Annotated in this window: 11 protein-coding genes; 5 read left to right on the plus strand and 6 right to left on the minus strand. The window is 66.8% G+C overall.

Translation table 11 applies throughout. The features are described 5' to 3' along the window. The first annotated feature begins 18 nt into the window (after nucleotides 1–18). Entirely contained in the window at nucleotides 19–2403 is a 2385-nt protein-coding gene (locus O5K31_RS15880; protein ID WP_269714720.1) for a pectinesterase family protein, read from the plus strand. An 11-nt stretch (nucleotides 2404–2414) separates the two neighbouring features. Here the strand turns inward: O5K31_RS15880 and O5K31_RS15885 are convergent, their stop codons facing one another. The 4 genes from O5K31_RS15885 to O5K31_RS15900 all read right to left on the minus strand — a co-directional run bounded on the left by O5K31_RS15885 (nucleotide 2415) and on the right by O5K31_RS15900 (nucleotide 6486). Next, nucleotides 2415–2768 carry a ferritin family protein gene (locus O5K31_RS15885; protein WP_269714721.1) on the minus strand — a complete coding sequence of 118 codons (354 nt, stop codon included), beginning with the start codon at nucleotides 2766–2768 and terminating at the stop codon, nucleotides 2415–2417. Nucleotides 2769–2794: 26 nt separating this feature from the next. After that, nucleotides 2795–4261 (minus strand): pyruvate kinase, encoded by a 1467-nt coding sequence (gene pyk, locus O5K31_RS15890; RefSeq protein ID WP_269714722.1) that lies wholly within the window; start codon nucleotides 4259–4261, stop codon nucleotides 2795–2797. 111 nt (nucleotides 4262–4372) lie between these two features. After that, entirely contained in the window at nucleotides 4373–5140 is a 768-nt protein-coding gene (locus O5K31_RS15895; protein WP_269714723.1) for an aminotransferase class IV, read from the minus strand. Continuing rightward, entirely contained in the window at nucleotides 5137–6486 is a 1350-nt protein-coding gene (locus O5K31_RS15900; RefSeq protein WP_269714724.1) for an anthranilate synthase component I family protein, read from the minus strand. The genes O5K31_RS15895 and O5K31_RS15900 overlap by 4 nt, the downstream gene beginning before the upstream one ends. A 467-nt stretch (nucleotides 6487–6953) precedes the next feature. On the opposite strand from O5K31_RS15900, the gene O5K31_RS15905 reads away from it, so the two are divergent. Genes O5K31_RS15905 through O5K31_RS15915 form a run of 3 tightly spaced genes read left to right on the plus strand, consistent with a single transcriptional unit; the run spans nucleotide 6954 to nucleotide 8526 of the window. Beyond that, entirely contained in the window at nucleotides 6954–7685 is a 732-nt protein-coding gene (locus tag O5K31_RS15905) for a helix-turn-helix domain-containing protein (RefSeq protein ID WP_269714725.1), read from the plus strand. An 18-nt stretch (nucleotides 7686–7703) separates the two neighbouring features. After that, on the plus strand, nucleotides 7704–8033 hold the full coding sequence (locus O5K31_RS15910; RefSeq protein ID WP_269714726.1) for a hypothetical protein: 330 nt from the start codon (nucleotides 7704–7706) through the stop codon (nucleotides 8031–8033). A gap of 52 nt (nucleotides 8034–8085) precedes the next feature. Continuing rightward, nucleotides 8086–8526, plus strand: a complete 441-nt coding sequence (locus tag O5K31_RS15915) for a hypothetical protein (RefSeq protein WP_269714727.1) — start codon at nucleotides 8086–8088, stop codon at nucleotides 8524–8526. Here O5K31_RS15915 and O5K31_RS15920 read toward each other — a convergent pair. Next, nucleotides 8523–9980 (minus strand): AMP nucleosidase, encoded by a 1458-nt coding sequence (locus tag O5K31_RS15920; RefSeq protein WP_269714728.1) that lies wholly within the window; start codon nucleotides 9978–9980, stop codon nucleotides 8523–8525. The two genes, O5K31_RS15915 and O5K31_RS15920, sit on opposite strands and share 4 nt — an antisense overlap. Before the next feature lie 76 nt (nucleotides 9981–10056). Here O5K31_RS15920 and htpX point away from each other — a divergent pair, with 76 nt between their 5' ends. After that, on the plus strand, nucleotides 10057–11001 hold the full coding sequence (gene htpX, locus O5K31_RS15925; RefSeq protein WP_269714729.1) for a zinc metalloprotease HtpX: 945 nt from the start codon (nucleotides 10057–10059) through the stop codon (nucleotides 10999–11001). A gap of 1 nt (nucleotide 11002) precedes the next feature. On the opposite strand, the gene O5K31_RS15930 is transcribed toward htpX, so the two are convergent. Further along, nucleotides 11003–12379, minus strand: a complete 1377-nt coding sequence (locus O5K31_RS15930) for a DUF6880 family protein (RefSeq protein WP_269714730.1) — start codon at nucleotides 12377–12379, stop codon at nucleotides 11003–11005. Nucleotides 12380–12469: the final 90 nt, after the last annotated feature.

Here is a 12469-nt window from a genome sequence, read left to right on the forward strand (position 1 = left end):
CGAGAGCGGGAGTTGAAGATGATCAAGATCGCCGCCATGGCCATGGGGCTGATGCTCACCCTGGCGCCAGCCGCCCTTCGCGCCCAGGACACCCTGGTCGGCATGGGCCCGATCAACGGCTACACCGACGTCGTCTTCGATACCCGCAAGGAACGCTACGACTACCTGGTCGACGCCTCGCTGCCGGAGGACCCGGCGGCGCGGCGCTATCGCACGGTGGAGGCGGCCTACGCCGCCGCCCCCGCGGGCGCGCCAGGAAAGCCCACCGTCATCGGCATCAAGCCGGACGTCTATCTGCTGCCGGGCAAGGACCTGACGCCGGGTCTGGTGATCACAAAGCCGAACATCACCCTGCTCGGCCTGACGGACGACCGACGTAAGGTGGTGCTGGCCGACAACCGCGGCAACCAGCAGGGCGCCGGCGTGCTGGGCGCCTCCAACAACGGCTTCACCATGATCGTGGACGCCGACGGCTTTTCGGCGATCAACCTGACGATCCTGAACTACTGCAACACCGACTACGACTATCCAGGCGATCCGGCCAAGAGCCTCAAGAAGCGCTCGGACGTGATCACCCAGGCTGTGGCTCTGGAGGCCAAGGGCGACCGGCACGTCTATTCTCACGTGGCGGTCCTGAGCCGGCTCGACACCCTGTTTACCCGTACCAAGCGCTCGTACTTCACCCACGTCTATGTGGAAGGCACGGACGACTTCATCGGCGGCGGCGCGGCCAGCGTTTGGGAGGATTCCGAAATCCACTTCATCGAGGGCGGCGGGGTGATGTGGGCCAGCGGGGTGACCTTCATCCGCACGGTCTTCAAGGCCGACAAGCCGATGCAGTTCTACAAGATCATCGGCCCGCCCGTGGCTCTGATCGACTCCGTCCTGCCGAACGCACCGGTGGCCTGGTACGCCTGGAAGGCGCCGGAGCATGCGCCCGCCTATTCGCTCACCTACCGCACCCGCCACGCCGACGGCAGGCCGGCCGATCTCATCGACAGCATCGTCGGCCCTGAGCGCCGCACCATCTCGCGCGAACTGAGCGACGAGGAGGCCAAGGCCTTCAACCCCTGGAATATCCTCCACGCCACGCCCGAGGGCGTCGATGACGGGTGGGACCCGGCCGGCGTGCGGGCGAAATACGTCTCCAGCGGACCGTCAGTGTACCGCATGATCATGTCGGGCGAAGCGATGCGTCTGCGCACGGGCGCGGAGCCCGCGACCCTGTCCGTCGCCATCCAGCCGCATGCCGCGCAGTCCCAGCCCATCCGCTGGTCCGCACAGTCGGATCTGGTGCGGCTGAGCAGCACCGAAGGCCAGAAGGTCACCATCACCGGCGCCAACACCACCGATCAGGTCGAGACGGTGGCGATCGACGCCATCGCCCCCAACGGGATGAAGGCCACCGCCCATGTGCGCGTCGAGCCCGCCTATGGTCCGCCTCCCGTGCTTGCGTCAGCGCCGAGGCTGTCGGCGCCGGCGAATGGCGGCGTGAGCCTCAACTATGGATTGGGCCTGCCCCCAAAGCGACGCGACCAGTCGCTGATCACGTGGTCGCTCTGCGACGACCGCACTTGCGCGTGGCCTCGCCCGATCGCTGTCTCGCGTGGGGGCGAGCCGCTGGAGCGCTTAACCCTCACCCGGGGGATGGTCGGCGACTACCTGCGGGCCGACATCGCGCCCAAGCACGACCTCAGCGAGGCCGGCCCATCGACAAGCGTGGTGGCCAGTCGCCCGATCGCCGCCAGCGATGTGAAGGCGACGGATCTTGATCCCGATTTCCGGTCCTTCGTGGAGACGGTCGATCTGCCGGCACGGCATGACCTTTGGAGTCTGACGGGGGCCTGGTCGGTCGTGGAGCCGCAACAGGATGATGGCCGCTGGGGGCTGCGCGTCGGGCCAAAGGTGAGCACCGCGCTCTATCAGGACGGCCGCAAGGTCGGCGACATGGACCTCGTCGTCACCCTGGATCCGGACAAGGCAGAAGGCCAAGGCTTCTCCATCCCAGGCTCGCCAGAGGACGCCAAGGGGCCGCGCGGCGACATCCTGTTCAAATATGATCCCCAGACCCGCACGGGCTACGCCCTGCGTATGTGGCGCACGACGCAGTCAGCCACCAAGACCATGTTCCAGCTCTTCAGGATCGTCGACGGCGTCGGCGCGCCGCTGAATAGTCAGCAGCAGCTAAGCGGCGTGTTCAAACCGTCCGCCACTTTCCGCATCTCAGTGCGCGGCGACCAGGTCACCGTCCGCGGGAGCAATACCCTGGACGGAGAGACCCTTTCGCTGGGCGGGACGATCGCGCCCAACACCTTCGGCGGCGCGGGCGTCTATTGGACGGCCTCGGGCATGGGCGGTTCGACGGTGATCCGAAGGTTCCAGATCAGCGAGCCGAGCCGGTGAGGCGTCGAGGGTTACTCGCCCTCGACCTTCTCTTCGTGCTCGGTGATCGAGCCTTCGACAAACAGGTACTCGCGTAGCTGCGCGTCGAATTCGGCGTCGTTGCGGCGAATCCATTCCAGCGCCATGGCCGCGTGCTCGATCTCTTCGCGGGCGTTGTGAAGAAGGATCTTCTTCAGCTCCTCATCGTCGGTGTCGTCGGCCCGCTGGCGATACCAGTCCACCGCCTCCAGCTCCTCCATGAGCGAGGCGATGGCGTAATGCATGTGCAGAGTCTTCTTCTGCAACACGTCGCGGGGCACGTGTAGGTCAGTGGAATTGTCGGGCATGGTCTGGTCTCCGGCTTGGATGACCTGAACGCCCGACATCGACTACGGCTCCGCTTAGCCCGCGCCTAATCTTCCTCGCGGATCGAGGCGGCGCCCACGGTGGCGACCCGCAGGGCGTTGGTGCCGCCCGATGTGCCAAAGGGGACCCCGGCCACCACCACGATCTCGTCCCGCAGGGCCGCAAAGCCCTGGCGACGGGCGGTCTCGCAGGCCAGGATCACGGCATCGGTCATGCGCTCGACCGGCGGCACCTGCACGGCCTCGACGCCCCAGGCGAGGGACAGGCGACGACCGGTCTCGACCACCGGTGAAACCGCCAGCAACGGCCGTAGCGGCCGCTCACGTGAGATCCGCAGGCCCGTGCGGCCGAACTGTGTGTACGCCACGATGGCCGCGGCTTCGATGGCTTCGGCAACCTGACGCGCGGCCGCTGCGATCGCATCGCTGGAGTTGCGATCGGGCTTTGCGCGGCGGCGCTCGGTCAGGGTCTTCCACCCTTCGTCGCGCTCGACCCGGGCCAGGATGCGGCTCATGACGCTGACCGCCTCGATGGGGAATTGCCCCGCCGCGGTCTCGGCCGACAGCATCACCGCGTCGGTACCGTCGAACACGGCGCCGGCCACGTCTGAGGCTTCCGCACGGGTCGGGGTCGGGGCGGAGATCATGCTCTCCAGCATCTGGGTGGCGACGATCACCGGTTTGCCCAGGCGCGTGGAGACCGAGACGATGCGCTTTTGCGCCAGCGGCACCTCTTCAGGCGGCAGTTCGACGCCAAGGTCCCCGCGCGCGACCATGACGGCGTCGGACAGCTCGACGATGGCTTCGAGGTCGGTCAGGGCCTGGGGCTTTTCGATCTTGGAGACGATCCAGGCGCGGTCGCCGATGATCTCGCGCGCCTCGATCACGTCGCGCGCGCTCTGAACGAAGGACAGGCCCACAAAATCGACCCCGGCGTCCAGGGCGAAGGCCAGATCGGCTCGGTCCTTGACGGTGAGCGCGGCGATGTCGAGGGCCACGTCGGGAACGTTGACGCCCTTACGATCCGACAGACGCCCGCCGACCATCACCTCGGTCTGCAGGTGATCAGGCGCCACGCGGGTCACCCGCAGTTGAATCTTACCGTCGTCGAGCAGCAGGCGCATGCCGATCTGGGCGGCGGCGATGATCTCAGGATGCGGCAGGCTGACCCGATCCAGGTTGCCTGGGGTCGGATCGAAGTCGAGGCGGAAGGGTCGGCCGTTGGCCAGGACCACATGCCCCGCCTGGAAACGGCCGATCCGCAGCTTGGGACCCTGGATGTCGGCCAGCACGCCGATCGGGCGGCGATAGCGCGCCTCCATCGCCCGGATCGTCTCCAGACGCGCGGCGTGGTCGGCATGTTCGCCGTGGCTGAAGTTCAGACGGAACACATCGACGCCCGCCTTGAACAAGCTCTCGATCACCTTGGCGTCGGCGCTGGCGGGGCCGAGTGTGGCGACGATCTTGGTCCGGCGATCGCGAGTGATGCGGGGCGAGCGGACGGATCGAGTCATGGGCGCTTCAGCTTTCGGGAGGACGTCGGGATGCGGTGATCGGCCAGAGATCATGCAAGGTCAAGCGCCGCAAATGACAGCGCTGTCTTTGCTGCAGCGCAACACCTCGCCTTACAGGCGTCCGGCTAGGGCGCCGAAGAGCCGATGCGCGCGCATGGCCTTCCCATCAAGGCGGGAGATAGCGCGAAGGCCGATCAGGCTATTGGTCAGAAACGCGCCCTCGGAGCCGTGGATCGCGTCGGGTGCGAAGGCTCCCTCGACGACGGGCACACGCAGATCTTTGGCAAGCGCGATCACCCGCGCCCGGGTCGTGCCAGCCAGCACGCCACACTCCAGTGACGGGGTGAAAAGGGCGTCGCCATTGATCCAGAACAGGTTGGCGGCGGTCGCGCAGGCCACCTCCCCCCCAGTGTTCAGCATCAACGCCTCGTCCGCTCCCGCCGCCAAGGCTTGGCGGCGGGCCAGCACGTTGTCGAGATAGGCCAAGGTCTTGAGGCGTGAGGTCGGCGAACCCTCGTTGCGCCGAACGTGGCTGGTGATGATCTGGGCTGGAGCCTGAACCCCATCGGGAGCGGGGGAGGCCGTGGCGAAGACCCGCGCGACGAGGGATGGCGGCCGCTCTAGGCCTCGCCCGCCCGACCCGGCGGTAAGGGTAAGGCGTACGGCGGCCCGGCCCTTGTTCAAAAGGGCGACGGCGACCGCGTTGGTGCAGGCCACCCGAGTCTGGAACTCATCCGGCAGCGGCAAGCCAAGCGTCGCGCAGCCCGCCATGAGACGCGCCCAATGCGCGGCCCAATGCGGCATGCGCCCGTCGACCACCAGCATCGTCTCGAAAAGTCCGTCGCCCAGCAGCAACCCGCGGTCGTCATGGGGGATCAAGCCGGAGTCTCCATAAGGGCGCGCCGCAAGGCCAGAATCTTGGCCTCGGTCTCCTGCCTTTCGGACCGCGGGTCGCTGTCAGCGACAATCCCGGCCCCAGCCCGCGCCTCGAAGCTCCAGCCGCCCGCCTCCTCCACGAAAGCCAGGGTGCGGATAAGAACGCTGGAATCCAGCGCTCCGTCGAAGCCGGCCCAGAACATCGAGCCGCAATAGGGGCCGCGTGGCGCCTCAAGCCCAGAGATCACCTTCATGGCCTGAACCTTGGGCGCGCCGGTGATGGAGCCCGGCGGAAAGGCGGCGCGCAACAGATCGATGGCGGTCAGACCGGGCGCCAAGCGGCCCGTCACCGTGGAGACCAGATGATGCACGTTGGCGAAACTCTCGATGCGAAACAGCTCCGGCGCCGCCACGGCGCCAGGTGAGCAGACTCGCGCCAGATCGTTGCGCATCAGATCGACGATCATCAGGTTCTCGGCGCGATCCTTGGCGCTGCACCGCAGGTCCTCGATCAGGGCGGCGTCATCGGCGGGTGTGCGCCCCCGAGGGCGAGTGCCCTTGATCGGCCGCGTCTCCACTCGATAGCCACCGGCGCTGGAGGCCAGGAACCGCTCCGGGGAGTTTGAGACAACAGCGGAATCGGATAGGCGCAGATAGGCGGCGAACGGCGCGGGGCTATCGGACAGCAGGCGTTGGATCACATCAAACGGTCGCGCGCGGACCGCCAGTCTCCCGCCCCAGGCCCGAGCTATATTGGCCTGAAAGAGTTCGCCGTCGGTGATCCGCTGCACGACATCGGCGACCGCGGCCTCATACACCTCGGGCGCTTGCAGAGGCGCGAACTCCACGGCTAGGCGCTCGGACAGGCACGGGCGCTCTGGCGCGCCAAGCCAGTCGGCCGCGTCCTGCGCTCTCGCCTGCGCGCGAGCGAGGTTCTCACCCCGCCCCACCGCCAGCACCCGACGCGCGGCGTGGTCGAACGCCAGAAGGGCTGGATAGCGGCCCACTGACAGATCAGCCCAGGCGCGGCTGCGCGGCAGGGGAACAGGCTCGAACCGCGCGCCAAGCTCATAGGCCGCCAAACCCGCTACGCCACCTTGGAACGGCGGCCCAGCGGGATCATGTTCCTGGACCTGACCCAACAGGTCGCGCAAAATTTCAGCGGGATCTTCTGTATCCCCCGCGGTCAGCGACACCGTCCGGTCGGGCGAGCGCAGAACATAGGACCATCGCCCGTGGTTGCCCCCGCCGCCCGACAGCAAGCCCATGGCGAAGGGCTCCTCGGCGAAGGCCGACAGCACCGCGGCGGGCTCGCGCCACGGGAAAGCAAGGATCGAAACGGCCTGCATTCCGCCTTCCATCATGGTTCCCGGCTCTTGGCCGGCGCGGCACAAAGCGTCGCCGGACAGGTCGAGGCAAGGCCCGTTCGGGACATAGGCTCAAGTTTCACGCAGCCCGCCGCTGCAATGGGCCGCCGCGACGGACGAAGCGCGTTCTCGCCAGTCCAGTGAGCAGCCGATCGCGGATCGACGCTTCCGTCGCCGTTTTGGGCGCGGTTGCCGTTCATCTGGTTCGCCTCTCCCCCTGCGTTCCATCTTGTTGCGGAGCGTCAAGGCGGCGGAAACTGAGGCCAGACTAAGCGCTTGTCACCCGCAAAACGCGGCAATTCGAAAACAAAGCTCTGAAATATCAACGATCTCCCAGCGCACCGTCGGCAGACCATGCAAATCGTGCTGTGTGGCTTCTGCAACCCGATGTGCAATTTATTGCACAGCTAGCCTCGCGCTTACGTAGCTCGATGTTAAGCATACCCGCCATGGACGATTGCGATTTGCCTTCGTGGGCCGGGCTGGAACGACTGACTTCGAAAGAACGCGAGTGCTTGCGCCTCTGCGCCGAGCACATGCCGTCCAAGGCCATAGCCAGGGCCCTCAATATCTCGCCGCACACCGTGGACCATCGTCTTGACAGCGCCAGGCGCAAGATCGGCGCCGCCACGCGCCGGGAGGCGGCGCGCAGGCTGGTGCTGTTTGAGCGCTCTCTTGGACAGGTGAATGATTCACCTGGTGAAGCACTCACCCTACCCGTGACCCTTCTGCCCCCCGCAAGCTTCGACTGGGCGGGGGGTTTCCGGCATGGGCCGAACCACGAAGACAGACGACCGGAACGAACTCTCCGGGATGCTTCCGCCGCTCTCGTGGACGGAGGTGATGACAGCCGTGGACTACGTGGCGACAAATCCGCAACGCCGTACGACAGCCAGGGCCGAACTGACCGAACTCCGCCGGCGCGCGAGCAGCATGACCGAACAAAGCGTCATGCTCACCATCGCGACTATCATCGCCTTCGCCGCCGAGCCGGAGGGAGCATCTGGCTCCCAAGGGGCGGTTGGCATGAGTTGAGCCCACATCATCGCCTCCTGATGATCGCCGTGGCTGCGATCACCACAACCCTGCTCGCCGGCGCTGCGCTATTGGCCGCCCACGAGTTCGCATTCGCCATTCAACGGACGGCGGAAGGCTGGCAGTCCCAATCCCGCCCCCGCTGACATCGCAAGAGAATCCGCATGGAACGCAAGAAAGTCGCCTTGGAGATCGCTCAAGATCTCTTCGCCGCCGAAGCCGCCATCGACGCCGCCTACGCCGCCACCGCGACCTTGGCCGCGACCCTGGCAGACGGCCGCGTTCGCGCCAAGCTGTCGGCCGTCATCGGCCAGGACGCCTTCGACAAGATCAGCCAGGTGATGGTTCGCCAGGCCGAGGTCCGCGGCGTCATGATCCAGGCTCATCACGCCTTGGCCCAAGCGCAGACGGACATCGGTCTGCGTCACGTAGCCTTTGGCTTCCCGGACAAACCTGCGGCGCCGTCCACCCTGCGCGCGGTGGAAGCCGCCTGACTTCCACGAACCGGCGACTCGGCCAAGATCACGGCGACACTAGGAGTTCGCCGTGATCGCCACCCTCGCCTCCCAGATCGCCACATTCCTCAGCCTGGCGATCTTCGCCTACGCCCTATTGCGAGGCGAACGGACCGAGCGGATCGCGGCCGCGGCGATGCTGGTCGCCATCTTCGCTAGCGGCCTGATCCTGACAAGCCGCACCCTTTTCGCGGCCCTGTGGATCGTGTTCTTTATCGATCTGGGTCTGCTGGCCCTGCTCGCCGCGCTCGCCGCCAAGGGGCGAAGGATCTGGCCAGCGGTGGCGGCGGCCTTCCAGCTGATCGGCGCCGCCACCCATGCGGCGACGGCGCTCGATTTGCGCATCGGCGGATGGGCTTACGCCACCGCCACCTGGATATGCTCGGCCGGCGTGGTCCTGGCCCTGCTCAGCGGCATGGTCAGTCTTGAACTGAGGCGTCTGCGGGTCCGTCGCGGACGCAGCCGCGCCTAGCGGAACGGCGGCTCGTCGAAGGCTCGCAGTTTGCGCGAGTGCAGGTTGGCGCCCTCGGCCTTGAGCAGTTCGATCGTCGCAAGACCGATCTGCAAGTGCTGGCCGATCGCCCGCTCATAAAAGGCGTTCGCCTGGCCCGGCAGCTTGATCTCGCCGTGCAGCGGCTTGTCGGACACGCACAGCAAGGTCCCGTACGGAACGCGGAAACGATAGCCTTGGGCGGCGATTGTCGCGCTCTCCATGTCTATCGCCACCGCCCGGCTCTGATTGAAGCGGATGGCGCTGAGCGTGTAGCGCAGCTCCCAATTCCGATCGTCGGTCGTCACCACGGTGCCCGTGCGAAGGCGACGTTTGAGGTCTGCGCCGCTTTCGCCGGTGACCACCTTGGCCGCGTCGTAGAGCGCTCGCTGCACCTCGGCCAACGCTGGGATCGGCACCTCGGGCGGCAAGACATCATCCAGCACGTGATCGTCGCGCAGATAGGCGTGCGCGAGTACGTAGTCGCCGATGGTCTGACTGGGTCGCAGGCCGCCGCAGTGACCGATCATCAGCCAGGCCTCTGGGCGCAGCACCGCCAAATGATCGGTAATGGTCTTGGCGTTGGAAGGACCCACGCCGATGTTCACCAGCGAAACACCCCGACCATCCTTGGCGATCAGGTGGTAGGCCGGCATCTGGTGACGGCGCCAAGCGCTGGCGGCGATCACCGCTTCCGGCTCCTTGGTCTCGCGCGTCACATAGACCCCGCCGGCGCCCGATAGGGCGACATAGGGGCTGTCCTCGCGCGCCAGCTCGGCCAGCCCCCAGCGCACGAACTCGTCCACGTAGCGGTGGTAGTTGGTGAACAGGATGTAGCGCTGCGTATGCTCGGGCGGCGCGCCCGTATAGTGCTTGAGCCGCGCCAGGGAGAAGTCGGTCCGCAAGCCATCGAACAGGGCCAGGGGGCGAGCCTCGTCGAACAACGGCTCGAACATGCCGTCCACCACTTCGTCGCCGATGAAGGCCAGCTCCGTCGTGGGAAAGTGACGGGCCAGGGCCTGAGCGCTGACATCGGCCAGCGCCATGTCCGCCGCCCCGTCGAGGACGTATGGGAATGGAATTTCCTGCGTTGAACTGGCGACCTCGACGGTCACGCCATAGTCGGCGATCAGCAGGGCCAGTTGCTCGGTCAGATACTCCGCGTAGAGTTCGGGCCGCGTCACGGTCACCGCATAGGTCCCAGGCCGCGACAGACGCGCATAGGCGCGGGTCAGGCGCGGGTGAGCATCAGTCTCACCGTAGGTGATGCGAAGTTCGGGGTAGGTGAAGGCGCCGCTGGACCGCAGCTTCGGATCGGGCGCGACCCCTTCACGCAAATAGGCGCGAAGTGCGCCGCGCAGGGCTTCGACCGATTGTCGGTAGGTTTCGGAGAGCCGCTCTACGATGGCGGCTGCGCTTTTTTCATGCTCAGTCATGACGTCTTATAGCGACGCTCTGCGACGGGCGCGAGACGGCCTTGCGTGTCTCGATGTACCGACCACATAAGAAGCCATGCGCAACACCCTTCGCACCTTCATGCTCCTGGCGGCCATGACCGCTATCTTCGTGGTCGTCGGCTACATGATCGGCGGGGCCGCCGGCATGCTGATCGCCCTGGCGCTTGGCGGCGCCATGAACCTTTTCAGCTACTGGAACGCCGACAAGATCGTGCTGCGGATGTACGGCGCGCGCGAGGTCGATGCGCAGGACCCTGACCCTATGGTCCGCAACTTCGTGCTCGATACCCTTAGCATGGCCAATCAGGCCGGCATGCCGCGTCCGAAGGTCTACCTGATCGCACAGGAGCAGCCGAACGCGTTCGCGACCGGCCGCAATCCGCAGAACGCCGCCGTCGCCGCCACGGTCGGTCTGCTGCGGTTGCTGGACCGCAGGGAAGTTCGCGGCGTGATGGCGCACGAGCTGGCTCACGTGAAGCACCGCGACACCCTGACCATGACGGTCACGGCCACCATCGCCGGCGCGATCTCCGCCCTGGCCAATATCGCGTTCTTCTTTGGCGGCGATCGCGACCGGCCCATGGGCATGATCGGCTCGATCCTCCTGGCCATTCTGGCGCCTATCGCCGCGGCCCTCGTTCAGATGGCCATCAGCCGAGGCCGCGAATACGAAGCCGACCGCGGTGGAGCGGAGATCAGCGGCGATCCTCGGGCCCTGGCCGACGCGCTCAGCAAGATCGACGCCTATGCCCGCGGTGGAATGGTCAATGAGACCGCCGAGCGAAACCCGGCCACTGGCCAGATGTTCATCATCAACCCGCTGGCCGGCGAAGGCGCCGACAACCTGTTCTCGACCCATCCGGCCACCCGCAACCGCGTCGCCGCCCTGATGCAGCTGGAGGGCGGCGCCCCGCCCCGGACTGCCCGCACATCCGCGCCGTCGCCGGCCGGGCATCGCGGCACGAGCGTTCCTGTCACCCGCAAGAGCCCCTGGAACTAGATCACCAGCGGCGAAGCCGGGCCACCCGCTCGGCGAACGCCTCGTGGTCTTCGTATCCGCCGTCCTCAGGCAGGGCCGCGGCGAGCGAGGCTGCTTCCAGCATCCAGCGCTTGGCCTGGGTGTAACGTTCGGTATCGGCGTGCCGCGCCACATCCCAGATCAAGGCCCGCAACAGCAGCGTGGCCGCCAGTGGGTAGCGCCCTTCCAGCGCGCGGGCGGCGCGTTCCAGCAACTCCGACTTGTCGCCCGCTAGCTGGTCCCCCCGCTCGGCGACCAGTCGTGCGGCCAAGTCCAGCCGTGGCCAATCGACGAGCAGCGCCAGGGCGCCATGGACATCGCGGTGTTCCAGCGCCAGGTCCATGGCCTTGTCTTCGGCCTCCACGTCGTCGAACCCATCCAAACGCCGCAGGTAGGCGCGAAGAGCGTTTGGGTTCAGGTCACGCTCGAAGCTGGTCCATCGCGCCGCCTGAGCGCCTTCAGCGTCACCGAGCGCCTCCATCACTTCGATCTGGACCTGCGTCCAGTCCATTGCGCCGGGATCGCCGGCGCTGGCCCGATCTGGCTCGGATCGTTCCAGGGCCTTGCGCGCCTCCTCCATCCGTCCCGCGCCGAGCAGACGCCTGGCGATTTCGGCGCCGACCGGCGGCAGAACGGCTTCCGACGTCGTGAACAGAGCGATGAAGCCGTCAACGTCTCCTTGCGCATCGGCCAGGATCTGCGCGCCCACCCGCCAGGCGCGCGGTGCGCCTCGCCCCTTGGAGACCGTCTCCAGCCGATTTCGAAGGTCGACCAGGGGTTGGCCATGCAGGGCTGGCGCCGTGGCCCGAAGCAAGGGCAGCGACAGCCCCGGTGGAGCGTAGCGCACGATCTCGAACAGCCGGTCCGCCAAGCTGGATGCATCGACTAGGGCGGCTCTGGGCGCGATCTCGGCGGCGTCGGTCACCGCTTCTGAAAAGACTTCTTCAAGCTCGCCCTTGGTGTCCTTGATCCGGCTGGCGAGGCTCGCCGACAGGCCTACGAGGCGCACGATGAGGTCGAGAGCCAGGTTCGCGTCCAGCAGCGCGAGCGGACCGGCCACCGCCTGGCGATGAGCGTCCAGATCGCGCACGAACTCCTTGTACTTTCGCCAGTTGATCCGAGCCCGGCTGTCGTCGATGGCGTCGATGCGGCGTGCGATCTCAGCGGCCAGGACCCCAGCTCCCGCCTCCGCCGCCAGCTCCAGCTTGATGCGTCGCTTTATGGCCGGGCCGCTTTCGGAGATTTCCATGAGCAGGGCGGCCAGACGCTCGGGCCCGAGGCGAGTCAGGTTGGCGGCGTTGAGAGCCTTGCGGGCTCCGGCCTTCTTGACCGCCGTCGCCGCCTTTTCCGCGTTGCTCAACCGATTACCCTCGTCCGCATCCCTGTCGCCCGCGCAGATTCGGCTCCGATCCTGATCATGCGTGAGCTTCTACCGGAGCATAGGCTGCGT

This window comes from Caulobacter sp. NIBR2454, from assembly GCF_027474405.1.
Classification (GTDB): Bacteria; Pseudomonadota; Alphaproteobacteria; order Caulobacterales; family Caulobacteraceae; genus Caulobacter.